The sequence below is a fragment of the Methylobacterium sp. AC315 genome (assembly GCF_979253755.1).
The window spans coordinates 101,580-125,697 of sequence record NZ_CEEDEA010000012.1 but is presented as its reverse complement, the minus strand read 5'-3'; the positions used below and the strand labels follow the sequence as shown (position 1 = coordinate 125,697).

At 70.6% G+C, this 24,118-nt stretch carries 23 protein-coding genes and 1 pseudogene; 18 read left to right on the top strand and 6 right to left on the bottom strand.

What is annotated here, in order from left to right; genetic code table 11:
* Window positions 1-98: 98 nt before the first annotated feature.
* From AC0IY0_RS19625 to AC0IY0_RS19560, 14 genes and pseudogenes are all read left to right on the top strand, one after another.
* Window positions 99-1,688 carry an aldehyde dehydrogenase (NADP(+)) gene (locus AC0IY0_RS19625; RefSeq protein WP_471765077.1) on the top strand — a complete coding sequence of 530 codons (1,590 nt, stop codon included), beginning with the start codon at window positions 99-101 and terminating at the stop codon, window positions 1,686-1,688.
* Between the two features lie 59 nt (window positions 1,689-1,747).
* Window positions 1,748-2,728 carry an AraD1 family protein gene (gene araD1 / locus AC0IY0_RS19620; RefSeq protein WP_471765076.1) on the top strand — a complete coding sequence of 327 codons (981 nt, stop codon included), beginning with the start codon at window positions 1,748-1,750 and terminating at the stop codon, window positions 2,726-2,728.
* A 1-nt stretch (window position 2,729) separates the two neighbouring features.
* Window positions 2,730-3,665 (top strand): Gfo/Idh/MocA family protein, encoded by a 936-nt coding sequence (locus tag AC0IY0_RS19615; protein WP_471765074.1) that lies wholly within the window; start codon window positions 2,730-2,732, stop codon window positions 3,663-3,665.
* Window positions 3,666-3,737: 72 nt separating this feature from the next.
* A pseudogene (locus AC0IY0_RS19610) lies at window positions 3,738-4,169 on the top strand (carbohydrate porin); the annotation flags it as partial.
* A gap of 71 nt (window positions 4,170-4,240) precedes the next feature.
* Window positions 4,241-5,251 (top strand): carbohydrate porin, encoded by a 1,011-nt coding sequence (locus tag AC0IY0_RS19605; protein WP_471765072.1) that lies wholly within the window; start codon window positions 4,241-4,243, stop codon window positions 5,249-5,251.
* 261 nt (window positions 5,252-5,512) lie between these two features.
* Window positions 5,513-5,713 (top strand): hypothetical protein, encoded by a 201-nt coding sequence (locus tag AC0IY0_RS19600; RefSeq protein WP_471765071.1) that lies wholly within the window; start codon window positions 5,513-5,515, stop codon window positions 5,711-5,713.
* A gap of 561 nt (window positions 5,714-6,274) precedes the next feature.
* Window positions 6,275-6,853 carry an FMN reductase gene (gene msuE / locus AC0IY0_RS19595; RefSeq protein WP_147910692.1) on the top strand — a complete coding sequence of 193 codons (579 nt, stop codon included), beginning with the start codon at window positions 6,275-6,277 and terminating at the stop codon, window positions 6,851-6,853.
* A gap of 8 nt (window positions 6,854-6,861) precedes the next feature.
* Entirely contained in the window at window positions 6,862-7,812 is a 951-nt protein-coding gene (locus AC0IY0_RS19590) for an aliphatic sulfonate ABC transporter substrate-binding protein (RefSeq protein ID WP_147910691.1), read from the top strand.
* Window positions 7,813-7,818: 6 nt separating this feature from the next.
* Window positions 7,819-8,820 (top strand): sulfonate ABC transporter substrate-binding protein, encoded by a 1,002-nt coding sequence (locus AC0IY0_RS19585; protein ID WP_471765070.1) that lies wholly within the window; start codon window positions 7,819-7,821, stop codon window positions 8,818-8,820.
* Window positions 8,820-9,602, top strand: a complete 783-nt coding sequence (gene ssuC, locus AC0IY0_RS19580; RefSeq protein WP_147910693.1) for an aliphatic sulfonate ABC transporter permease SsuC — start codon at window positions 8,820-8,822, stop codon at window positions 9,600-9,602. Before AC0IY0_RS19585 ends, ssuC begins: the two co-directional genes overlap by 1 nt.
* A complete protein-coding gene (locus AC0IY0_RS19575; protein WP_147910689.1) occupies window positions 9,602-10,459 on the top strand; it encodes an ABC transporter ATP-binding protein in 858 nt (285 codons plus the stop codon). The genes ssuC and AC0IY0_RS19575 overlap by 1 nt, the downstream gene beginning before the upstream one ends.
* Before the next feature lie 116 nt (window positions 10,460-10,575).
* Entirely contained in the window at window positions 10,576-11,751 is a 1,176-nt protein-coding gene (gene ssuD / locus AC0IY0_RS19570; protein WP_147910688.1) for an FMNH2-dependent alkanesulfonate monooxygenase, read from the top strand.
* 354 nt (window positions 11,752-12,105) lie between these two features.
* Window positions 12,106-12,375, top strand: a complete 270-nt coding sequence (locus tag AC0IY0_RS19565) for a hypothetical protein (protein ID WP_092043558.1) — start codon at window positions 12,106-12,108, stop codon at window positions 12,373-12,375.
* 323 nt (window positions 12,376-12,698) lie between these two features.
* A complete protein-coding gene (locus AC0IY0_RS19560; protein ID WP_471765068.1) occupies window positions 12,699-12,902 on the top strand; it encodes a hypothetical protein in 204 nt (67 codons plus the stop codon).
* 85 nt (window positions 12,903-12,987) lie between these two features.
* Here the strand turns inward: AC0IY0_RS19560 and AC0IY0_RS19555 are convergent, their stop codons facing one another.
* Window positions 12,988-14,382, bottom strand: a complete 1,395-nt coding sequence (locus AC0IY0_RS19555) for a hypothetical protein (RefSeq protein WP_471765067.1) — start codon at window positions 14,380-14,382, stop codon at window positions 12,988-12,990.
* A gap of 332 nt (window positions 14,383-14,714) precedes the next feature.
* Between AC0IY0_RS19555 and AC0IY0_RS19550 the strand changes: the two genes are divergently transcribed.
* Window positions 14,715-16,967, top strand: a complete 2,253-nt coding sequence (locus tag AC0IY0_RS19550) for a cyclic nucleotide-binding domain-containing protein (protein ID WP_471765065.1) — start codon at window positions 14,715-14,717, stop codon at window positions 16,965-16,967.
* A 104-nt stretch (window positions 16,968-17,071) separates the two neighbouring features.
* Here the strand turns inward: AC0IY0_RS19550 and AC0IY0_RS19545 are convergent, their stop codons facing one another.
* Complete coding sequence (locus AC0IY0_RS19545) at window positions 17,072-17,467, bottom strand: DUF3307 domain-containing protein (protein WP_471765064.1); 396 nt, start codon at window positions 17,465-17,467, stop codon at window positions 17,072-17,074.
* 196 nt (window positions 17,468-17,663) lie between these two features.
* Window positions 17,664-18,638 carry a quinone oxidoreductase family protein gene (locus tag AC0IY0_RS19540; RefSeq protein WP_147910697.1) on the bottom strand — a complete coding sequence of 325 codons (975 nt, stop codon included), beginning with the start codon at window positions 18,636-18,638 and terminating at the stop codon, window positions 17,664-17,666.
* Window positions 18,639-18,726: 88 nt separating this feature from the next.
* Between AC0IY0_RS19540 and AC0IY0_RS19535 the strand changes: the two genes are divergently transcribed.
* Window positions 18,727-19,638 (top strand): LysR family transcriptional regulator, encoded by a 912-nt coding sequence (locus AC0IY0_RS19535; protein ID WP_147910696.1) that lies wholly within the window; start codon window positions 18,727-18,729, stop codon window positions 19,636-19,638.
* A gap of 39 nt (window positions 19,639-19,677) precedes the next feature.
* On the opposite strand, the gene AC0IY0_RS19530 is transcribed toward AC0IY0_RS19535, so the two are convergent.
* Window positions 19,678-20,526, bottom strand: coding sequence for an SGNH/GDSL hydrolase family protein (locus tag AC0IY0_RS19530; RefSeq protein WP_471765061.1), 849 nt, complete (start codon window positions 20,524-20,526; stop codon window positions 19,678-19,680).
* A gap of 318 nt (window positions 20,527-20,844) precedes the next feature.
* On the opposite strand from AC0IY0_RS19530, the gene AC0IY0_RS19525 reads away from it, so the two are divergent.
* Window positions 20,845-21,609 carry a 3-hydroxyacyl-CoA dehydrogenase gene (locus AC0IY0_RS19525; protein WP_419828388.1) on the top strand — a complete coding sequence of 255 codons (765 nt, stop codon included), beginning with the start codon at window positions 20,845-20,847 and terminating at the stop codon, window positions 21,607-21,609.
* A 59-nt stretch (window positions 21,610-21,668) separates the two neighbouring features.
* On the opposite strand, the gene AC0IY0_RS19520 is transcribed toward AC0IY0_RS19525, so the two are convergent.
* Complete coding sequence (locus AC0IY0_RS19520; RefSeq protein WP_147856313.1) at window positions 21,669-21,917, bottom strand: hypothetical protein; 249 nt, start codon at window positions 21,915-21,917, stop codon at window positions 21,669-21,671.
* A 107-nt stretch (window positions 21,918-22,024) separates the two neighbouring features.
* Window positions 22,025-23,263: a pyridoxal-phosphate-dependent aminotransferase family protein gene (locus AC0IY0_RS19515; protein ID WP_210248961.1), complete on the bottom strand. Its 1,239-nt coding sequence runs from the start codon at window positions 23,261-23,263 to the stop codon at window positions 22,025-22,027.
* Window positions 23,264-23,482: 219 nt separating this feature from the next.
* Here AC0IY0_RS19515 and AC0IY0_RS19510 point away from each other — a divergent pair, with 219 nt between their 5' ends.
* A complete protein-coding gene (locus AC0IY0_RS19510) occupies window positions 23,483-24,052 on the top strand; it encodes a PepSY domain-containing protein (RefSeq protein WP_147909427.1) in 570 nt (189 codons plus the stop codon).
* Window positions 24,053-24,118 lie beyond the last annotated feature (66 nt).

The window sequence follows — 24,118 nt, the reverse complement described above, 5'->3', positions numbered from 1 at the left end:
GGAGTGCAAGCGCCCGCACCCACAAGCACCATAGTGCTGCGACACTTGCAGCCACTGCACAACTGCTCTAAGTTATTTGTATGAGTAAAGAGCTGACGATGAACGCGGAACTTCGCGGCACGATCCTGATCGGCGCCGAGGATGCGACCACCACCGATACGTTCCGGGCTACCGACGCTGCAAGCGGCGCGGCTCTGGAGCCCGCCTTTTCGGCCGCCGGCACGGCCGAGGTCGAGGCAGCCTGCGCGCTGGCGGATGCGGCGTTCCCGAGCTTTTCCGAATCGACCCCCGCGGTGCGTGCGGGCTTCCTGGACGCCGTGGCCGAGGCCGTGGGCGATCTCGGCGAAGCCCTGATCGCGCGGGCCATGGCCGAGACCGGTCTGCCGCGGGCGCGGCTCGAGGGCGAGCGTGCCCGCACCATCGGCCAGCTGCGCCTGTTCGCGAATGTCGTCCGCGCGGGCGACTGGGTCCAGGCCACGATCGATCCGGCCCAGCCGAAGCGCCTGCCCTTGCCGCGGCCCGACCTGCGCCGCCGTCACGTCGCCCTGGGACCGGTGGCGGTGTTCGGCGCCAGCAACTTCCCGCTCGCGTTCTCTGTGGCCGGGGGCGACACGGCCTCGGCCCTGGCGGCCGGCTGCCCGGTGGTGGTCAAGGGCCATCCGGCCCATCCCGGAACCGGCGAGCTGGTCGCCCGTGCGGTGCGTGCGGCAGTGGCCGCCAGCGACCTGCATCCGGGCGTGTTCTCCTATCTGCCGGGGCCCTCGAACGCCCTGGGGACGGCGCTGGTCGCCGATGCGCGCATCAAGGCGGTCGGCTTCACCGGTTCGCGTGGCGGCGGGCTCGCCCTGATGCGGGTGGCGGCGGGACGCCCCGAGCCGATCCCGGTCTATGCCGAGATGAGCGCGGTCAACCCGGTCCTGCTGCTGCCCGGCGCCCTGCGGGCACGGGGCGCGGCCCTGGCGGCCGGCTTCGTCCAGTCGGTGACCATGGGGGCCGGGCAGTTCTGCACCAATCCGGGCCTCCTGATCGGGATCGCGGGCTCCGACCTGGAGGCCTTCGCGGAGGCCGCCGCGACAGCGATTCGCGAGAGCGCGCCGCACGCGATGCTGACCGCCGACATCCGCGCTCGCTTCGAGCACGGCGTCGCCGAGATGGCGGGCCGCCCAGGGGTCACGGTGGCGGCGCGCGGCGCGAGCGCCGGGCCGGGCGGCGCACCCGCCGCCCTGCTGCGCACCGACGGGGCGCGGTTCCTGGCGGATCCCAGCCTTGCCGACGAGATGTTCGGCCCCGCGGCGATCCTGGTGGCGGCCGCGGATCTCGAAGAGGTCCATCGCATCATCGCCGCGCTGCCGGGCCAGCTCACCGCGACGCTGCATCTCGATCGCGCGGACGAGCACATCGCCGCCGGCCTGGTCCCGGCGCTGGCCCGCAAGGTCGGCCGCATCCTGGCGAACGGCTGGCCCACCGGGGTCGAGGTCGCCCCCGCGATGGTCCATGGCGGCCCGTTCCCGGCCACCTCCGACGGGCGGACCACCTCGGTCGGCACCCTGGCCATCGAGCGCTTCCTGCGACCGGTCTGCTACCAGGACCTGCCCGACGCGCTGCTGCCGCAGCCCCTGCGTCCGGACAATCCCTGGCATCTGACCCGGAGGGTCGACGGCACCATCAGCTCGGCCTTCGAGCGCTGACAGCGGCACACTTCGATTTCGAGCCGGCGCGGTCAAGACTGGCCTTGGGAGAGCACGAGATGGGGCAATCACTCCTACAATTCCGCGTCTCGGACGGGCGACGGGGTGTGGCGGTGCTGCAGGACGGCCAGGCGCGGTCCGTGGTCGGCGTGGACAGCGTCCTGGAGCTGGCCCGGCGCGCGCTCGCGGCGGGGGACAGCCTGGTCGAGACGGCGACCCGACTCGGGTTCGGCGACGCGGTGGATCTCGACGCCGTGCGGCTGCTGCCGCCGATCAACCACACGGACCCCGCGCACCTGCTCCTGAGCGGCACCGGGCTGACGCATCTCGGCTCGGCGGAGGGCCGGGACAAGATGCACCGGGCCGCCGCGGCGGATCCGGCCCCGACCGATTCGATGCGGATGTTCCGGATGGGCGTCGAAGGCGGCAAGCCCGCCCCGGGCGAGACCGGGGTCCAGCCCGAGTGGTTCTACAAGGGCGATGGCGCCGCGATCGTCGGCACCGGCGAGCCGCTCGTGTCGCCGGCCTTCGCCCTCGACGGCGGCGAGGAGCCCGAGATCGCCGGCATCTACCTGATCGACGCGGACGGCACGCCCGTGCGCCTCGGCTTCGCGCTGGCGAACGAGTTCTCCGATCACGTCACCGAGCGCGGCAACTACCTGTGGCTCGCCCACTCGAAGCTCCGTCCGGCGGCGCTCGGCCCGGAGCTGTGGCTGGGGGCGCTGCCCGCGGACGTGCGCGGCTCCAGCCGTATCCTGCGCGACGGCGCCGTGCTGTGGGAGAAGCCGTTTCTCTCGGGTGAGGCGAACATGTCCCACTCAATCGAGAACCTGGAGCGGCACCACTTCAAATACGCGCCGTTCCTCTGCCCCGGCGACCTGCACGTCCACTTCTTCGGCACCGCGACCCTGTCGTTCAGCGACGGCGTCACGGCGCGGCCCGGGGACGTGTTCGAGATCGAAGCCGCCCCGTTCACCCTACCGCTGCGCAACCCCCTGGCGGTCGCGCCCATCCGCGATCTGTCCGTGAAGGTCCTCTGAGATGTCGGCTTCGAACGGGACCATCCGCATCGGTCTGGTCGGCGTCGGCAAGATCGCCCGCGACCAGCATCTGCCGGTCATCGGCGCCTCGCCGGACTACACCCTGTCGGCCGTGGCGAGCCGCGAAGGCCGCTTCGAGGGGGTGCCGAACTACCGCACGCTCGCGGAGATGCTGGCGGCAGAGGGCGACCTCGACGCGGTCGCCCTCTGCCAGCCGCCGCAGGTCCGGTTCGCCGCCGCCCTTGCGGCGATCGAGGCCGGCCGGCACGTGTTCCTGGAAAAGCCCCCGGGGGCGACGCTCGCGGAGGTCGGGATCCTGGTCGAGGCCGCGCGGTCGCGGGGCGTCACCCTGTTCGCCAGCTGGCACTCCCGCTACGCCCCCGGGGTCGAGCCCGCGCGCCAATGGCTGTCCGGCCGCCGGCTCCGGTCGGTGGCGATCGCCTGGATGGAGGATGTCCGGCACTGGCATCCGAACCAGGCCTGGATCTGGCAAGCCGGCGGCATGGGCGTATTCGATCCGGGCATCAACGCCCTGTCGATCGCGACCCACATCCTGCCGCCTTTCTTCCTCACCGGCGCGACACTCTCGGTCCCGGAGAACCGGCAGGCGCCGATCGCCGCCGACCTGCACTTCACCGACGCCGCCGGCACCCCGATCCAGGCGGTGTTCGACTGGCGCCAGACCGGCCCGCAGACCTGGGACATCCGCGTCGACACCGAGGACGGCCTGCTGGTGCTGTCTCAGGGCGGCGGCGTCCTCACGATCGACGGTAATCCGCAGCCGCTGCCACCGGAGGCCGAGTATCGCGGCCTCTACGACCGATTCGCCGCCCTCGTCCGATCCGGCACGAGCGACGTCGACCTGAACCCGCTGATCCACGTCGCCGACGCATTCCTGCGCGGCGAGCGCCGCTCCGTGGAGACCTTCACGGACTGACCGGAGGGATCCCGGCGGAACACCAACGCGACAGAGCCAATCAGGGCCGCGCGTCTTAGGGGGAGTTATCTCATGGGAAAGCACACGCGATGGGCGGCGCTCGCACTTTGCGCCACCACATTCTCTGCGGGCATCAGCTCAGCTGAAGCTCAAATGGCAGACGCCCCGGACGGGGGGCCGTCCCTGGTCAATCCTGGCCCGAGGGCAACTCCGTCGGCCAAGGCCAAGTACCGGGCGAATCGCGCGCGGCGTCGGACGATCCGCGAGTCACGAAGTGCGGCCGGCCCGAGCAGCGCGGCGGCCTCGATCGACGTGCAGGGCAGCAGCGCGACACCGCCTGGCCTGCCGCCGGGGACCCTCTATCTCGGCCACGGGATCAGCATGGTCCTGAACTATACAGGCGAGTTCGCCGCGAACCCGTCCGGCGGCATCCGCCAGGGATCGGCCTATGCCGGCCAGGTCGTGTTCGGCCTTGACGCGGACCTCAGCCGACTCGCCGGGATCGACGGCGGCTCGTTCCATACGATCGTGACGCAGCGCCACGGGCGCAGCCTCGCATCGGCTTCGACGGAAGCGTGCAGGAAATCTACGGTGGCGGCCAGACGGCACACCTCTCGTCGATCTCCTACGAGCAGAAGCTGTTCGACAACCGTCTCGATATCGAGGTCGGCCGTCTTCTGGCCAATCCAAACTTCCTCGGTTCTCCGTTGTATTGCAACTTCCAGAATAACGCAACCTGCGGCGCGCCGAAATCGATCTTCAAGCTGACGAACTTCACGTATTGGCCGATCGCCACCTGGGGCGCCCATGCCAAGGCCTGGGTCACCGATAAGGTGTTCATCCATGCCGGCGTCTACGAGGTGAATCCCCGCGATCAGCAGGCCAACCAGAACGGCATCGACTGGTCGACCCGGGGCGCCACCGGCGTCCTGATCCCGGTGGAGGCCGGCTACTCGACCAACTTCGGCAACGATCCACTGCCGCGCAACTACAGCATCGGCGTGGTCTTCGATCAGTCCGACTACAAGGATCCGGTCTACGACGTGCGCGGACGGCTTCGGGCCTTCAGCGATCTCGATTCGCTGACCCGGTTCGGCCGGTCGGCGGTCTATGCCCGCTTCGACCAGATGGTGTGGCGTCCGGACCCGAACGGCGTCCAGGGCCTGTCGGTGTTCGGGGTCGCGCTCGGCGGCACCGGCGGACGGCAGTTCCAGGACTTCTTCCTTGAGGGCGGCGCCGTGCTGACCGGCACCTTCCCGGGCCGGCCCTACGACACGCTCGGGTTCGTGTTCGCCATGGAGAAGCTGTCGCCCCTGGGCACGGCCAACATCCGGGCCGCGCGGGCCTCGTACGGGCTCAGCAGCCGCAACGTCGACACCCTGCAGACCATCCTGGAACTCAGCTACGGGATCCAGCTCACCCCGGCGGTCCGGCTGATGCCGAACCTGCAATACGTGATCGGCCCGGACCAGACCCGCTTCCCGCTCCGCCCGAAGCCGATCCTCAATGCCTTCGTCATCGGCGCGAAGCTCTCGGTCGACCTGTTCACGCTGGGCGGCTTGGCCAAGGGCCCGGGAAGCCTCTGACTGCACGTCCCGCGCGCCCACCTTGGTGGGTGCGCGGGCGGAAGAATCGCCAGAATCGGCGCGCGCGGAATCTCCGCGCGCGCCGATCGCATTTCAGCGGCCGGGTCGTCCTGCGGCCGACGCTGAAGCTTCCATGAATTCAGAAAGCTGCGGCCCTCGCGGGAACCGCCCGTCCGGCGATCGGTTGACCAGCAGATTGTAGCTGTTCTAATTCGCAAGAGAGAACGGCAGGCAGCCGAACCGACACGGGAGAATCGAGACATGGCCAACGCGAACTGCGAGAGCTGCAAGTTCTTCGATGAGCACAAGGGCAACGGTGCGAGCGCCCAGGGCGATGCCGGCCTGTGCCGCTTCAACCCGCCGGTGAGCCAGCCCGCACCCGAGTCCAAGGGCCTGTGGCCGGTCGTGGCCACCAACGACTGGTGCGGTCACTTCACCGCCGAGATGACCGCAGCGGAGTAATCCCGAGCGCGCGCACCGCCCAACCGGCGACGCGCGCGACGCATGAGGATCGTCGAACAATGCAGGGTCAGCCGCCACGGCTGGCCCTTTTTCGTTCGCCCCCGGATCCGAACCGGGACGCCTGTTTCGGAGCCTGTGTATCCACGCGGCTTCACCCGGCCGGCCCGAATTGTACGAACCGATGCCCTTGCGAAGGGTTGTGGCCACCGCCCGGCGACACAATCATCCCCGCAAGACGATCCTTCTCCCGATACGTCGATCCGAACGCTTTTCCTCTCCATCCGTCAGAACGGCGAGACTGATTGCGCGCCAAAATCAAATTTTTTCTCCTGCCGAGCGGGGGGGGGCGGCCTGTACCGCACCCGGATCGCGAGATGAAATCGCGCTCTGAACCGCCTTTTTCGAGCAGAACGTTTTTCTATTCCAGATGAATTAGAAAACCCGTTTCATTGACGTCGCACAGCGCAGTCAGCAATTCTACTGCTCTATTCGGATATCCGGTTGCGCCGCCGCCATTCGCCATCGCGCAGGGCGGCCCGGTCTTATCGCAAGGCTACTGCAATGACACGACCGAGACTCGTCGGGCTGAGCGCGAATGTTCAGCGTCCGTCCAAGACCCGCACGCTGGTTGACGCCGTGCTGCACGAGGCCTGCGCCCAGGCAGCCTTCGACGGGCGGATCTTCGACTTCGTCGATGCCGGCTCCGGGTTGGGAGCGGCCTGGACGCGCGACCAGCTGCCGCTGCCGGCCCGCCGCGTGCTCGATGCGATCGAGGAGGCTGATGGGCTCGTCGTCGGCTCGCCGGTCTACAAGGGTGCCTATACCGGCCTGTTCAAGCACCTGTTCGACCTGGTCGATCCGACCGCGCTGGCCGGCAAGCCTGTGGCCATCGTGGCCACAGGTGGCGGGACGCGCCACGCCCTGGTGGTCGAGCACGCTTTCCGGCCGCTCTTCGGCTTCTTCGGCGCGCTGCAGATCCCGACTGCGGTCTACGCGTCCGATGCGGATTTCAGCGACGGTGTCCTGACCGACGCTGGCGTGCGGGCCCGCGCCGCCGAGGCTGGCGCCCAGCTCGCCGCCCTTCTGCTGCACCGGGCTGCGGCGGCGACCGGCCCGGCCGAACTCGCCGCCGCCGAATGAGCCGCGCGATGCTCGACCGACGCACCTTCCTGGCCGCATCCCTTGCGGCCGTCCCGGCCCTGCGCGGCGCGCGGGCGGCCGAGCCCGGCGTGCTGCGCATCGGCTACCAGAAGAACGGCATCCTGGTGGTGGCCAAGCAGCAAGGGATCATCGAGCGACGCCTTGCGGCCCTGGGTCATACGGTGCGCTGGGTGGAGTTCTCGCTCGGGCCGCCCTTGGTCGAGGCTCTGTCCCTCGACGGGATCGATTTCGGCCAAACCGGCGACGCACCGCCAATCTTCGCCCAGGCGGCGCGCTCCAGCCTCGTCTACGTAGCCGCCCAGGAAGCCGGCGGCTCCGGGGCCGGGATCCTGCTGCCCAAGGGTTCGACCTTGCGGAGCCTCGCGGATCTCAAGGGAAGGCGCGTCGCCTTCGGCAAGGCAACGAGCGCACACAACCTTACGGTGGCGGCTCTGGAGAAAGCGGGTCTCAGCTACGCCGATATCGAGCCGGTGCTGCTGGCACCAGCCGACGCGGCGGCAGCCTTCGCCCGCGGCAGCGTCGACGCCTGGGTGATCTGGGATCCTTATCTCGCCATCGCCGAGGCGGGGGAGGGCGTGCGCGTGCTGGCCTTCGCCACCGAGATCACGCCACAGAACAATTTCTTCCTGGCGAGCCGTGCCTTTGCGGAAGCACACGGCCCGGTGCTGGTCGCGGCGATCGACGCGCTGAGCGAGGTCGCCGCCTGGTGCCGGGAGAACCGCGGCGCGGTCGCGGCGCTCCTGTCGCAGGGCACCGGCGTGCCGCTGCCGGCCACCCGCCGGGCGGTGGATCGCAACGATTACGTGATCGGCCCGATGACGGCGCGCGTCACTGCCGAGCAGCAGGCCGTCGCCGACCGTTTCCACGCCCTCAAGCTGATTCCCCAACCGATCCGCATCACCGACGCGGTCTGGACACCGCCCGCCCGCAACGGCTGAGATCTCATGACCGACCGAACCTTCCGCATAGCCGGGTCCGGGCTTGCCCCGCACCGCCGAAAGCTCCTGTCCGTGGGCCTCGGCCTGGCGGCGACCGGCGTCCTGCGGCCTGCCCGGGCCGCAGGCGGCACCGTCCGGGTCGGCTACCAGAAATACGGGTCGCTCGTGCTGCTGAAGGCCCGCGGCACCCTCGAGACGGCGCTGAAGCCGCTGGGCTACGCGGTGACGTGGTCGGAATTCCCGTCCGGCCCGCCCCTGATGGAGGCCCTGAATGCCGGGGCGATCGATTTCGGCACGGCCGGCGAGGCGCCGCCGATCTTCGCGCAGGCGGCAAGCCCGGACTTGCGCTACGTGGCGACCGAGCCGCCGGCCCCGCGGGGCGAGGCGATCCTCGTGCCCAGGGACAGCCCGGTGCGCAGCGTCGCCGACCTGCGCGGCCGGACGCTGGCGCTCAACAAGGGCTCGAACGTTCACTTCCTGGTGGTGCGGGCGCTGGAGCAGGCCGGCCTGCCCTACGACGCGGTGAAGTTCGCCTTCCTGGCGCCAGCGGATGCCAACGCCGCCTTCGTGCGCGGCGCCGTGGATGCCTGGGCGATCTGGGATCCCTATCTCGCCGCCGCCGAGCGCGCCACCGGCGCCCGCGTGCTAGCGGACGGGCGGGGGATCGCACCCAACCGCGAGTTCTATCTCTCGCGTCGCGGCTTCACGGAAGCCAGCCCGGAGATCATCGCGGCCGTGCTGACGGCGATCGGGGCGATCGACACCTGGGCGGCGGGCCACGCCGAGACCGTGGCGGCGGAACTCGCGCCCTCCGTCGGCATCCCGGCGCCGGTCCTCAAGATCGCCCTCGAACGCCAATCCTACGGGGCCGCCCCCCTGGACGCCGCTGCGATCGCCGACCAGCAGCGGGTGGCGGACGCCTTCCACGGCCTCGGCCTGCTGCCGAAGCCGATCCGCGTGGCCGACGCGGTCTGGACACAGCCCGAACGCCGGGCGGAGAGCCGATGATGCGCCCCACCCCCCTCGCACGCCTGCGCGACACGGCGCTGCCGTGGCTCCTGCCGATCGCGATCCTGCTGGGCTGGCAGGCTGCGGTGTCGGCCGGCCTCGTCTCGAACCGGTTCATGCCGGCCCCCCTGGACGTGGTCCGGGCCGGCTGGGAGGCCGGGCGCACCGGCGAACTTTGGACCAACCTTTGGGTCAGCACCCTGCGGGCCCTCTCGGGCTTCGTTGTGGGCGGCGGCATCGGCTTCGCCCTCGGGTTGGCCAACGGCCTCTCCCGCGTGTCGGAGCAGCTGACCGACACCTCCGTCCAGATGGTGCGCAACGTGCCCCACCTGTCGCTGATCCCGCTGGTGATCCTGTGGTTCGGCATCGGCGAGGAGGCCAAGCTGTTCCTGGTGGCGCTCGGCGTGTTCTTCCCGATCTACGCCAACACCCTGCACGGGATCCGCTCGGTGGACCCGGCGCTGGTGGAGATGGGCCGCGTCTACGGCATGTCGCGCACGGAGCTGTTCACCAAGGTGGTGCTACCCGGCGCCCTGCCGTCGATCTTCGTCGGCCTGCGCTACGCGCTCGGCATCATGTGGTTGACGTTGATCGTCGCCGAGACGATCTCCGCCTCTTCGGGGCTCGGCTACATGGCCATGCAGGCGCGTGAGTTCATGCTGGTCGACGTCGTGGTGCTGGCGATCCTGATCTACGCCGCCCTGGGCAAGCTCGCGGACGCGCTGACGCGCCAGCTCGAGCGTGCCTGCCTCGCCTGGAACCCCGCCTACAGGAGCGCCTGATGCTGCTCGACGCCCTTCGCCGAGAGGCTCCGGCCGATCCCGTCCCCGAGACCCGGAGCGCCGACGCGGGCTCGCTGCCGCCGCCCCATCAGCCGGCGCCGGCCGCCGGCCGCGGCATCGCCGTAACCGCCCGCGATCTCAGAAAGAGTTTCGACGGCCATGCCGTCATCGAGGGGCTCGACCTCTACCTGCCGGCCGGCGGGTTCACCGCCGTGGTCGGGCGCTCCGGCTGCGGCAAGAGCACCCTGCTGCGGCTGATCCTGGGGCTCGAGGCGCCAACGGGCGGCCGGATCGTGCTGGAGGGCCCCGAGACCGGCCCGCGCCGGAGCGATCCGCCCAAGCGCATCATGTTCCAGGAGCCGCGGCTGCTGCCCTGGGCGCGCGTGGTCGACAACGTCACGGTCGGCCTGTCGGGCCAGGGCTCCCGGGCCGAGCGCCGGGACAAGGCGCTCGCGGCCCTGGCCGAGGTCGGCCTCGCCGAGAAGGCGGGGCACTGGCCCGCGACCCTGTCGGGCGGCCAGCGCCAGCGCGTCGCGCTGGCCCGGGCACTGGTCGGCCGGCCGGGCCTGCTGGCCCTGGACGAGCCGCTCGGCGCCCTCGACGCGCTCACCCGCATCGGCATGCAGGATCTGATCGAGCGGATCTGGCTGGCCCAGGGCTTCACCGCCCTGCTGGTCACCCACGACGTCTCCGAGGCGGTGGCGCTGGCCGACCGCATCCTGGTGGTCGAGGCCGGCCGCATCGCCCTCGACCTGCGGGTCGACGTGCCGCGCCCGCGTCGGCGTGGGGATCCGGATCTGGCGCGTCTCGAAGGGCGTATTCTCGATCATCTGCTCGGCGCCGAGCCGAACGTCTGACGCCGGGTCGCCGTTTCCTTGAAGCGGCGGCCTGCCCTAGCTCTTGGTGATCGCCGGATGCGAAAAGTCGGATCCGGCTTTTCCGCATCCGGCCCATAGCCGCAATGGAGACCCCGATGACCGCGACGAATGACGGGCGCGCCGACGTCCTCTGGTTCCTGCCGACCCACGGCGACGGGCGCTATCTCGGCGCCCAGGAAGGGGCTCGCGACGTCTCGATCAGCTACCTCCGGCAGATCGCCCAGGGCGCCGACGAACTCGGCTATTACGGCGTGCTGCTGCCCACCGGACGCTCCTGCGAGGATTCCTGGATCATCGCCTCGGCGCTGGCGCCGCTGACCAAGCGTCTGCGCTTCCTGGTGGCGGTGCGGCCGGGCCTGATGGAGCCGTCCGCGGCCGCCCGCATGACCGCGACCCTCGACCGGATCTCGGACGGGCGCCTCCTGATCAACGTCGTCACCGGCGGCGATCCGGTGGAGCTGGCCGGCGACGGCGTGTTCCTGTCCCACGACGCGCGCTACGCCGTCACCGACGAGTTCCTGACGATCTGGCGCGGCCTGCTCTCGGGCGAGACCGTGACCTTCCAGGGCCAGCACCTGCGCACCGAGAACGGACGAGTGATCTTCCCGCCCGTGCAGAAGCCCTACCCACCGCTCTATTTCGGCGGCTCCTCCCCCGCCGGCATGGAGGTCGCGGCCGAGCATTGCGACGTGTACCTCACCTGGGGCGAGCCCCCGGCCCAGGTCGCGGAGAAGATCGCCGCCGCCCGGCAGGCCGCGGAGGCCAAGGGCAAGGAATTCTCCTACGGCATCCGCCTGCACGTGATTGCCCGGGAGACCGAGGCCGAGGCCTGGGACGCCGCGGAGAAGCTGATCTCGAAGCTCGACGACGCCACCATCGCCAAGGCGCAGGAGACCCTCAAGCGGCAGGATTCGGTCGGCCAGAGCCGCATGATGGCGCTCCACGGCGGCTCCCGCGAAAAGCTCGTGGTCTCGCCCAACCTCTGGGCCGGGGTCGGGCTGGTGCGCGGCGGCGCCGGAACGGCGCTGGTCGGCTCGGCCGATCAGGTCGCCGACCGGATGAAGGAATACATCGATCTCGGGATCGACCGCTTCATCCTCTCGGGCTACCCGCATCTTGAGGAGGCCTACCGCTTCGCCGAGCTGGTCTTCCCGAAGCTGCCGCTGCGCGCCACCACGGGCCGGCCGGCGGGCAATGCCCGCAACGACGGACCGTTCGGCGAGATCATCGCCAACGACCTCGTGCCCGCCCGCCGGGTCGGCGCGCACTGAGACGGTATTCCGGCCCGGCTCGCCGCACCCGGGATGCCCGCGCCATCGGCCGGATGGCGGGCAAGACATCAGGGTTTCCGGAGGGCCTGTCGCCCTCCGGCAGCGTTCGGGACGCGCAGCCCGGCAGGCCCGGCGACGCCCTGCCGCATGGCCGTGCCGGCACCGGAAGAGGGTCCATCACCTTCAGAAGACAGGATTTTCCCCGACATCGTCGCACAATGACGATGGAAAGAACGGGGGATGGCGCAGGTTCGGCACATCCGCGCCAAAGTCACGCCATCCTTGACGCTCAGGTGCCGCGGCTATCACCGCGCAGCTCGATCGCGCGATCATCGCACAGCGACAAGGACATCCATGACTTCGACCAAGGCGGTCCTCCTGACCCTCGGTCTCTGCCTCGGCCCGGCCGCGGCGCTGGCCGAGCAATCCCCGGCCCGCGAGGCGCTCAAGCAGCACTGCACCGGCGACTACATGGATTATTGCAGCGCCTACGCGCCCGGCGGCCCGGAGGTCGAGGCCTGCTTCAAGGCGAACATGAAGAACCTGTCGCCCGGCTGTTCGGCGGCGATCACCGCCTACAAGCAGGAGAAGAAGGCGACCAAGCGCGTCAGCGAGGTGCGCTGAGATCGACGCCGCGGCGCCTGTCCGGTAGCCATCCCGTCATCGCGCGCGTCGCGAAGCAACACAGCGTGGCGCGGCGGTTGGCCGTGTCGTGCTGGCCCGGGTCACTGCTCCTCTGGTGATGACGGTGCGGGTGACGTTTTTTGAGCGCGCTGCGGTGCCCGCAGCGTGTGATGAAAACCGGGACATATGCTGCGTTTATTTCAGATCAGCTCACAATAAAGCAGTTCATACGCCTACGATAAGTGAAATACGTTTTACTTCTCAGCTATATTGCTTGCGTTTTACTTTTTAGATATTACAAAATATCGCGAAACATCGCAGGCGTGACATTCCTGCACTTTCCGAAGCCGGGCGCGGCATTAGCCTCCGCCATGCCGCAAATCGGAGATTGCCTCGTGTCCACTGCACGTTGTTTCGCAAAGAATCCTCTCACGCGCGTTCTGGTCCTGGCCGTGCTGGCTGCCAGCGTCGCCGCCTGCGCAACCAAGCCGCCGGCTGAGCCGGTGCCGCTGATCAAGAAGGGCTGAGCACCGCGTCCCGACAGGCGCGGGTTCGCCTTCAGGACGATACCCCAGCACCGTCCCGAATCCGGGGCGGCGCGTTCGGCCGGCCTCACCGCACGGCGATCCCCAGCGGGGCGCCGCGGCAATTGAGATGGGCCGGGTTTGTGGAGACCACGCCTGCGTTGCAGCCGCCCTGCAGCCCGACATAGAGCGGCGTCCCGTTCGCACCGGTGGCCGCCAGGTATCCGATCGGCCGCGTGCCGGCGTCGAGATGGCGCGGGTTGTTGGTGACCAGGCCGGCATCGAGCCCGGCCGTGGTGCCGGCGTAGACCGGCGCGTCGGCGGCCGAGGATGGCTGCGTCAGGGTCGCGCCGATCGGGGCCGTGGTGCACCCCTTGTAACCGGGGTCGATCGTCACTTCGCCGGCATTGCAGCCCGGCTGCGTCCCGACATAGAGCGCCACGCCCGGCGCCCGCGCCGCCGGCGGAGCAGCGGCTGCCCGGGGTGCCGGGGCCGGGTTGTTGGCGGGGAGGGGAGCCGCCTGCCCGCCGGTCAGGGCCGCCCGCAGGGCGACGAGGCCCGCGCGGACGTCCTGCAGGGTGCCGACCACCACGTAGCAGGTGTAGCTGTGCGCCCCCGCGGGGACGTTGTTCTCCCGGAAGACGCAGTTCCACTTCACGGTGGCGTTGCCCGGGCCCGGCAGGGTCGCGAAGTTGAACCGGCCGTAACCGGCATTCGGAACGGTCGCCTGGGGGAGGGCGGGGCTGTAGACGCCCATCGCCCGGGAGCCGTCGGGGGTGGCCAGGATCACCGGCACGCCCTGCTCGCCCGGCCCGGCCGAGAGCGGCACGGACTGGCCGGTCGCCGAGTCGAGGTTCCAGAAGGCCGTGAAGTCCGGCGGCATGTAGGCGGTCGTCGCCTCGAAGGTCGCCGATTTGTGGGGTTGCGCGGTGATGTAGGTGGCGCGGTACGCGATGGCGTTGGCCACGCCCGCGGCGCCCAGGGTGACGGTCTTGGCCAGGACGTCGTCGGACCGGGGTCCGGCATGGGGGCCGGGTCCCTTCGGGCAGCTGCCGGTGACGCGGCCCGGCTCGATCCAGTAGGCCATCTGCGACCGCGTCTGGAGCGTGTCCGGTCCGCGTTTCAGCTCCGTCAGCAGGGTCGTGCTGCGCGGACCCGTACCATCGGAGTCGCTGCCGGCCTCGGTGGGGTTCAGGCACTCGCCGTAGCCGTCGTAGGACGAGGCCGATTGCAGTTCGCGGCCGTGATCGTGGGCGTTGATGAACTGCGTGCCGCCCCAGGTCAGGCTGTCGATCGCGCCGCCGGTGCGGGACGAGACCCCGACCGTGATCGGGGATCCGTTGAAGGCCCGGCTGATCGTCGCCCGGCCGCCGGGCTCGGGCCAGGCGATCGACGGCGCATCCTCGGCCTGCGCGGCCCCCGCGAGGCCGGCAAGCAGGAGCGCGGCGCGCACGGGACGGGGCAGGCGGGTCGAGGCGGGCATCGGCGGTTCCTGTTTGCAGCCGGCTTAGAGCATGACGCCGGGGAGAGGAATCCGTCTCCCGAATCGCCAGGCCCGGCAGAGGGATAGCTCCGGATGCCCAGCCGAAACCGCATTCCCGCAGGGTTCGAGCCGCAGCGGATTCGGTTGAAACTTGAACAACACCGTCGCCCGCCCCTTGCTGCCGGTACGATAATTTAAGCCCCGAGCTGCCATCGGGTTAGAAAGCTGCGGCCAAGCCTGATTCCCGCACGTCCGCGCTGCCTGTGCATGCGGCGGCCGGGGATCTGCTGCTCCGGCCGGGAACACATCTTCGGAATGCGGAAACCGTACCGATGACAACCACCGATATGGCCTCCGCCGGCAGTGGGCGGCCGACCGAGGGACGCGAGGCGCTGGTGCGCACGGCGCGCACGATCGCGGCCGCCGCAGTCGCCACCATGGTCCTGCTTCTCGACCTGATCAGCTTCTCGCAGCTGATCTTTTCCGGCCCGCTCGCGGAGAGCCGCGTCGCCGGGATGTCGGCGATGCTGGCGGCCTACGTGCTGGGCAGCCTCGTCTTCGTCGCGCTGCGGCGAACCGTGGTGGTGTCGCTGTCCTTCATCGGGGCGGCCGCGATCGTGCAGGCGGCGATCGCCGCCGCGGTGGCCGGGGAACTCCGCGACAGCGGCATCACCGATCCCGCCACGGTCGGCCGGATCGTGCTGGTCGCCTGCGGCGTCTCGACCTTCGCCACCGGCCTCGTCTTCGCCCTGCTCGGCACGCTGCGCGCCTCGCTGCTGGCGCAGCTCCTGCCCTACCCGGTCCTGACCGGCTTCCTCGGCGGCGTCGGCCTGCTGTTCCTGAAGAGCGGCCTGCAGATCGGCGCGCATCTCGACGATCCCGCCGCGGCGATGCTGAACCTGCTCGAGCCGGCGGCCCTCGACCCGAGCCTCCTCGATCCCGGGGTGCTCGGACGCATCGTCCTGACCTTCGTCATCGGCTTCTGCGCCTTCTACCTGCCCCGGCGCATCAGGCATTGGGGCACCTACCCGACGGTCATCCTGGTCAGCCTCGTCGGCGTGCATCTCGGCCTTGCCGTGCAGGGCATCGACACGGCCGCCGCGCAGGCGGCCGGATGGCTGATCGAGGCGCTGCCGACGGGATCGATGCTGCAGGCCCCGGCCGCGATGGCGCTCCAGGCCCTCGACCCCGCCCTGCTCCTGCCGATCCTGCCCCGGATCGCCACCGAGATCGTCGTCGCGATCATCATCCAGATCCTCTACGTCATCAGCGTCGAATTGGAGATGCGGCGCGATCTCAACATCGACCGGATGTTCGTCGCGTCGGGGGCGGCCAACCTGGTCGGCAGCCTGTTCGGCAGCCCCGCCATGGGCTTCGGCCGGACCTCGACTCTGCTGCTGCACAATATCGGCGGCAGCCACTGGCTCGGCTGGTGGCTCACGCTCGCCGTGATGGCGGCGCTGCTGGTGTTCGGCGCGAGCCCGCTGGCGCTGCTGCCCCGCCCGCTGGCCGGCGGCGCCCTGATCGCCATCGGCCTCGGGCTGCTGGTCAACCTCGCGCTGGCCTGCCGGACCTTCCCGGTGTGGGAGACCGGCATCGCCCTGGCGGTGTGTGCGGCGACCGCCCTGTTCGGCGCCACCACGGGCTTTTTGGTCGGCGTCGTGCTGGCGATCCTGATCTTCGCAGTCCAGTACGGCCAGATCCCGGCGGTACGCCGGTCGCTGTCCGGTTCGGAGCGGCGCAGCAGCATCATCCGCGCGCCCGACACCGCCGAGCTGCTGCGCGAATCTGGGGACCGGACGCGGATCTACGCGCTGCAGGGCTACCTGTTCTTCCTCAACGCCCAGACGATCTATCGCCGGGCCGCCGCGGAGCCCGGCACCCTGCGCACCCTGATCCTGGACTTCCGCGATTGCGTCGGGCTCGACAGCTCGGCCTTGATCGCGTTCCGCAAGATCGGGCAGCTCGCCGAGCAGCGCGGCTTCGACGTGCTGCTGGTCCATCTGGGGGCCGCGGCGCTCAGGCAGATCGAGCGCGGCGGTCTCGCCGGTCTGCGGCTGCGGACGCGCCACACCCTGGACGAGGCCCTGCGCGAGGCCGAGACGCTGCTGCTCACCGAGACCGGCTCAGCCGGGGAGGGGGCCGTCGCGCACTTTGCCGAGCACATGGCCGACCGTCTCGGTTGCAGTCTCGCGCAGGCCGATTTCGCGCCGTATCTCAGCGTCCGCACCCTGGCGGCCGGCGAGGCGCTGCTCCGCCAGGGCGAGGCGGCCGACACCCTGTACTTCCTCGAGCAGGGCGTCGTGTCCATCGAGATGGAGGTGTCCGGCCGGCCCAACCTCCGCCTGCGCACCACGACGGCCGGCACGGTGATCGGCGAGATCGGACTGGTGAAGGGCGGGCGGCGCACCGCCACCGCCCTCGCCGAGAGCCCCTGCCGGGTGATCGGCGTCGACCGGGCCGCGCTGGCTCGGATGGAGCGCGAGCGCCCCGACCTCGCCCTCGCGCTCCAGCGCTTCCTGATCCTGGAGCTCGCCGGCAAGGTCGCCGACACCAACCTGCTGCTCGAGGCCGAGCTGACCTGAGGATTGGAGCATCGTCCCGAAAGGTGGCCGCCGCCTTTCGGAAAGAGACGATGCGAAGCGAAGACCTCGCGCATCGTGCCGGTGCCGATATCCGGCACGATGCGCTAGGCCGCGGCCAACACGGCGGCGAGACCGATATGGGTGACCTGGTGGAGGAACTGATCGACCCCGATCAGCCACGAGAACCGCGCGTCCGAAGCCGGGAAGCGGGTCCGCTGGCCGATCAGCGCCTTGCCCCGGTCGATCCCCGTGTGGATCGCGAAATCCACGAGCGCCAGCCACCACAGGGCCGGCTCGACCGCCAGGGCGATCAGCAGCGTCCCGAAACCGTGCAGGCCGGTATGGGCGCAGAGCGGCCAGGCCCAAGCCGAGGCCCGGTCCTTGCCATGGGCCATCCAGTTGGTCTGAAGCAGGAAATCCGCCGCGAGGTGCTTCACCGCGAAGGCGACGAGCAGGAGCGCGAAGAAGCCCACAGGAACGGGCGTGTCGACGGACGGCATTCCGGCCCTGTCACTCCTGGCGCGCCCCTGGCGCGACCGCGCGGGACGATCCGCTCCGAGCGTCGAATCGTGCACCGTCCATACACCCGTGCCGCGATTCGGGCAGCGCGACGCCGCACGCGGGCTGTCGATCGACACGCGGAAAACCGGGTTTCCGACGGATCCGCAGCCCTCGGTCGAAGCGGGGCGGAAGGCTCTAAACCGTAAGGATGACGCTGCCCGTGGTCAGGCCGCCCTCCAGGGCGGCATGCGCGCGGGCGGCGTCCCGGAGGTCGTAGGCGGCTCCGATCGGGTTGATCAGGCCGACCTCCAGGGCGGCGATCAGGTCCGCGGCGCCGCGGCGATACAGGTCCGGATCGTTGGCGTAGGCCATCACGCTCGGTCGCATCAACGCGACCGACCGCCCGCCTCCCAGCGTCTCGACGCGGACAGGCGGGATCGGCCCGGCCGGCTGGCCGAGGCTCGCCACGGTCCCGAACGGCCGGACCGCCGCGAAGGTCCGTGCCAGCATGCCGCCGCCGATGCCGTCGATCGCCAGATGCACGCCCTGCCCATCCGCCAGGGACCGCGCCCGCTCGGCCCAGTTATCCGCGCCGTGCAGGAGCACCGCGTCCGCACCGGCCTCCAGGGCCGGCGCGCGCTTGCCCTCGGAACCGACCGTGCCGATGACATGCGCGCCGAGGCGCTTCGCCCAGCGGGTGACGATCTGGCCGAGCCCGCCCGCGGCGGCGTGGACCAGGATCCAGTCGCCGGGCCCGACCGCCCGGACCTTGTGCAGCAGCATGTGGGCGGTCAGGCCGCGCAGCATCGTGCCGCCCATCAGACGGTCGGGGAGGGTGGCGGGCAGCAGCACGAGGCGTTCCGCCGGTAGGATACGCGCCTCGGCATAGGCGCCCATCGGGGCGCCGTGATAGGCGACCCGGTCGCCAGGGCTCGCCGACACGACCCCCGGGCCGACGGCCTCCACCGTCCCGGCCGCCTCGAAACCGAGCACCGCCGGATAGGCGGCGACCGGATAGAGGCCGGTCCGGAAGTAGATGTCGACGAAGTTCACGCCGATCACGGATTGCCGGATGCGGACTTCGCCTGCACCGGGTTCACCGATGTCGATCTCGGCCGCCGTCAGGACATCCGGCGCGCCGGGCCGGGTCATCGTCATCACTGTCGTCATGATCAACCTCCTGTCCCGACAGAGAACCGCGTTTTAGTCTGTGGGAGAATTCGGTGCCTCTTCACGGGCCTCGTGCGAAACTTCACCGATGATCGATTGGCAGGATCTCCACCACTTCGCGGTGCTCGCCCGGACCGGCTCGCTCTCGGCTGCGGCGCGGGACCTCGGGGTCGATCACGCGACGATCGGCCGGCGGGTCGCGTCCCTGGAGGACGCCCTGGCGCTGCGGCTGGTGGAGCGCCTGCCGCGCCGGGTCGCGCTGACTCCGGAGGGGACCGCCATCGCGGCCCTGGCGGCGGAGATCGTCCGAACCGTACAGGCGATCGAGCGCCGCGCCCTTGGCTACGCGGCGGCACCGGTCGCCACGGTCCGGATCAGCGCTCCGCCGGCCGTGGCAGCCCGCCTCATCGCCCCGCAGGTCGCGCGTTTCCACCGGGCGCATCCCGGCATCACCCTGGTCCTGTCCGGTGCCGCCCGGATCGCCGCCCTCGACCGCGGAGAGGCGGAGATCGCCGTGCGTCTGACCCGCCCCGACGACCCGGATCTCCTGATCCGCCGCATCGGGGTGATGCGGTTCGCCCTCTACGCAAGCCCGGACCAGGCCGCGCGGCCGCCGGCGGATTGGACCTTCATCGGCTACGATTCCGCGCTGGACCACGTTCCCCAGCAGATCTGGCTGCGGACCCTGCTGGGGAGCCGTCCGATCGTATTCCAGGCCAGCGACCTGTTCGGCCAGCAGGAGGCGGCCCGGGCCGGCCTGGGCGCCGTCGTCCTGCCCCGTTTCCTGGGCGATGCCGACGGGGTCCTGGCCCGCCTGCCGGCCCAGCCGGAACCGCCGAACCGGGATGTCTGGCTTGCGACCTATCCCGACCTCACGCGCTCGCCCGTGATCCGCGCGGCGCTGGATTTTCTGGCTCGGGTGATCGGCCTGGGATGCCCGATTGCCGCACCGGCGGATCCGGGTCGCGCCGCCGCGCCTGAGAACGCGGTCTCGCCGTAGCCGAGCGGGGGTGATCCGGTCGAGGATCGGCGCGCAGCGTCATGGGCGCAGGCCCCAGGCCGCGGCGTGGAGCCCGCGCAGGCTGCCCGCCGGGACCGCGGCGCGCTTCCGGGGCGCGGGCGGGGCCGGGTCGAGCGCGACCAGGCGGATCACCTCAGCGGCCAGCCGGGTGTAGTCCGCCAGGTGTACGCCGTCCGGGTCGAGGCCCGTGCGGGCGAGACCCGTGCAGGCAAGACCCGTGCAGGCAAGACCCGTGCAGGCGAGACCCGTGCAGGCGAGACCCGTGCAGGCGAGACCCGTCCCGGCGCATCCCGGACCGCCGTCGCGCAAGCCCGCGAACGGGTCGAAGAAGCTGTGGCCGCCGGCCCGGCAGAGGCCTTCGAGGCGGTCCGAGAAGGCTGCGACTGCGGCGGGGTCCCGGCCGGTCGTCCAGGCGCCGATCGGCGGGACGGACGCGACGAAGACCTGGGCCGCCCAGGCGTCCAGAACCCGCAGGATGCGCCGGACCGCAGCCTCGAACCGGCGCTCCGTACCCACCCGCTCCGGATGCCGCCAGCGCATGATGTCATTGGTGCCGATGATCAGGATTGCGGCCGCGCAGCGGGCCGGGGCCCGGAGGCCCGCGAGGTACGTCGCGCAATCGGCCGCGGTGCTGCCGCCGAGGCCGAGATTGATGCTGGGCCGGCCACCGAAATCCGGATGCCCGAGGAACTCGGCATGCGAGTTCCCGACCAGCAGCACGCTCTCGGGAGTGGCTTTGCGGAGTGCCGCCTGCAGGGCCGGGCCGCGCTCGGCCAGACGATTGCGGACGATTCGCCCGTGCCGCCACTGCCGGGCGGAGGTCTCGATCCATGACTCGATCCGTGTCCCGATCCGTGGCGCGTGCATGGTGGTCCTGAGCAGGCATGAGGGATCGGCCGCCCGCGGGAGGGCCCGGGCACGGGGGACATATTGGATCGTATCGAGACCTAGTCTTCGGCCAAATTTTTCGTCTTAAGGCCGCAGAAACACTTCGTTACTTTCGATCATGCGCGCAAAGACAGATTAGAGAACCGCGCTCTGACGCCCGATGACCTTCATCTAAATATGTGGGAATTATTCACACGTCAATGGTGAAGCTGGTCCGGGGCGACGTCGTCGGGCCGGCCTTCCGGACTTCACGATCCCGCGCTACGCCGGGCCTCCGACACACCCGGGGGAGCCAGGATGATCAAGGATCGCGTCTACATCGTCACCGGTGCCGGCTCAGGGCTCGGCGCCGCCGTGGCGCGCAGCCTCGTCGCGGCCGGCGCCAGCGTCGTGGTGGCGGACATCGCCCGGGAGGCCGGGGCCGGGGTGGCGGCGGAGCTAGGCGCGCGGGCGCGCTTCGCGGCCACCGACGTCACCAGCGAGGCGGACGGGCAGGCGGCGGTTCAGGCGGCGCTGGACGCGTTCGGGCACCTGCACGGGCTCATCAACTGCGCCGGGATCGCACCGGGCGAGAAGGTGGTCGGCCGCGAAGGCCCGCACCGGCTGGACAGCTTCGCCCGGGCGGTGACGGTCAACCTGGTCGGCACATTCAACATGATCCGGCTGGCCTCCGCGGCGATCGCCCAGGAGGCGCCCGACGCGGAAGGCGCCCGCGGCGTCATCGTCAACACCGCCTCGGTCGCGGCGTTCGACGGCCAGATCGGACAGGCGGCCTATGCGGCCTCGAAGGGCGGCGTCGTCGCGATGACCCTGCCGATCGCCCGGGAGTTGGCCCGGCACGGCATCCGGGTCGTCACCATCGCGCCGGGGATCTTCGAGACGCCCATGATGGCGGGGATGCCGCAGGAGGTGCAGGACGCCCTCGGCCAGAGCGTGCCGTTCCCGCCCCGGCTCGGCCGCCCGTCGGAATATGCCGACCTCGTCCGGCACATCTGCGAGAACCCGATGCTCAACGGCGAGACGATCCGCCTGGACGGGGCGCTGCGGATGCCGCCCCGCTGAGAGGACACGGGCGCATCGCCTCATCCCGGACGCCGGCAACCCCCATCCGGAGCGCGACTCTAACCGATCGAGACGCTGGTCAGGAGTTCGGCGGCCCGGCGCACCTCGGTGACGATCAGTTCCTCGCTCGGCCCCTCGATCGGCATGTCGGACAGGATCGCGGCGACGTCGCGCTTCACGTCCTCGCGGATCTCCGGGTTCTCCTCGGACAGGCGCCCGATCAGGACGCCCAGGACGATCTCCAGCGCGGAGAGCTTCGCGTGCACGCGGGTGAAGTCGTCCAGCGGTTCCGGCTCGTTCGCGTTCATGAGGTGCTCCCGGTGTCGAGGCACCGCACCGTCCGGATGGCGGGCGACGCCTCGGGCCAGCCATACGCTCCCGCGGCCCGCCGGGTCGATCCCGGGACGCGCCGCGATCAGGCGGCCGGGCTCTCGTTCCAGGCGGCCAGGGCCGCCGCGACGCCGGCGCCCGGCGGAACGGTGAAGCCTTCCGCCCGCAGGACAGCCTCCAGGGCACCCAGGGTGATCAGCACCTTGTGCTTGCGGGCGTTGTAGCCCATCGCGCCGATCCGCCAGACCTTGCCGGCCAGGGGCCCGAAGGCGGTGCCGATCTCGATCTCGAAATCCTCCCGCATCCGGCGCCGCACCGCCTCGCCGTCGATCCCGTCCGGGATGTACAGCGCGGTGACGTTGGTCATCCGGTACCGGTCGTCGCCGAACACGGTGAGCCCCATCGCCCGGATGCCGGCCGCGACCGCGCGACCGGCGGCCGCGTGCCGGCGATAGCAGGCCGCCAGACCCTCGCCGAGCAGGACCCGGGCGCATTCGCGCGCGCCGTACAGCATGGTGGTCGCCTCGGTGTGGTGGTTGAGGCGCTTCTCGGACCAGTAATCCATGATCATGGCGAGGTCGAAGTAGTTCGAGCCGATCCGCACGCCTAAGCCGTCGTCGATGTCGTCCCGGCGGATGCCGTGCTCGACGTGGCGCCGGGAGAAGATCCGCTCGGCCGCCGCCGGCGAGACGGTGATGGGCGACGAGCCCGACGGGCCGCCGAGGCATTTCTGCAGGCCGCCGGTCACCACGTCGATGCCCCAACGGTCGGCGGCGATCTCCATGCCCCCGATGGTCGCGGTGGCGTCGACGTACGAGAGGGCGCCGGCCCGGCGGCAGAGGTCGCCGAGCCCGTCGAGGGGCTGGGCCATGGTGGTCGAGGTGTCGCCATGCACAGTGGCCACGACCTTCGGGCCGAAGCGCTCAACCGCGGCGGCGATCGCCTCCAGGGGCACGACCTCGCCCCAGGGCGCATCCACGGTCTCGACCACGGCGCCGACCCGCTCCAGGATCTCGGTGAGCAGCAGGCCGAACCGGCCGAAATTGACCACCAGCACCCGCTCGCCGGGGGCGACCAGGCTCACCAGGGCGGCCTCGATCCCGGCCCGCGCCGTGCCGTCGACCAGGAAGGTCCAACGGTTCTCGGTGCCGAAGACCGGGCGATAGAGCGCCATCACCTCGTTCATGTAGGCGGTCATCTCGGGGTCGAACTGCCCGAGCAGGTCGGCCGACATGGCGCGCAGTACGCGCGGATGGGCATTGACGGGGCCCGGCCCCATCAGGAGCCGCTGGGGCGGGTCGATCTCGCCGATCTGCTCAAGCACGGGCTGGCTTCCTTCGCTGTCGCGCATTCCGGGCGGGCCGACGCAATCCTTCGGCCAGCCGCCTCCGCCCTGTCGCCTCCGACCCTGCAGCGGTCGAGAGTGGTGCTAGGGACCCGCGGCGCTTCGATCAAGCCAAGCGTTTTTCCTCAGGGCCGGAAACCCCATCCGGGCCGCGGCGTTTCACGGTCCCGAGACAGAACCCGCAAAGGGAAACACGCCATGATCAACCGCCTCGCCACCGCGGCCGGCCTGCTCGCGCTCTCGACGAGCTTCGCCCTGGCCCAGACCGCAACGCCCGCGCCGGCTCAGCCGGCGACCCAGACCGACAGCAGCATGAAGGAGTGGCAAGTCGCCAAGGTCGCCAAGGTCGGCCTCGCCCAGGCCCTGACGACCGCCCAGGCGCAGGGCGACGAGAAGGGCGGCCGCGCCATCGACGCCGATTTCGAGAAGGCCGACAGCAAGAACCCGGCGCACTACGCCATCAAGGTCGTCTACCCGAGCGGCAAGCTGGTGGAATACGGCATCAACGCCGATACCGGCGCCCTGTACAAGACCGAGAACCAGCCGATCGAGCGCTACTTCACCCGGCTGAAGCCCGCCGACTTCCAGAACGCCAAGACCCCGTTGAAGGACGCGCTCTCCATCGCCGAGCAGAAGGCCGGCGGCGGCAAGGCCTACGAGGCCGAGGTCGAGAAGGACGGCTCGACGGTCCAGTACGAGATCAAGGTGGCCGGCGCCGACAAGGAGCAGACGGTGAAGGTCGGCCCGGACGGCAAGGTGGTCGACTGATCCCGTAGGGATGCCATCCGAAGCGGCGGGGCCGCTCCAAGACCGCCCCGCCGCTGCACGGTGTCG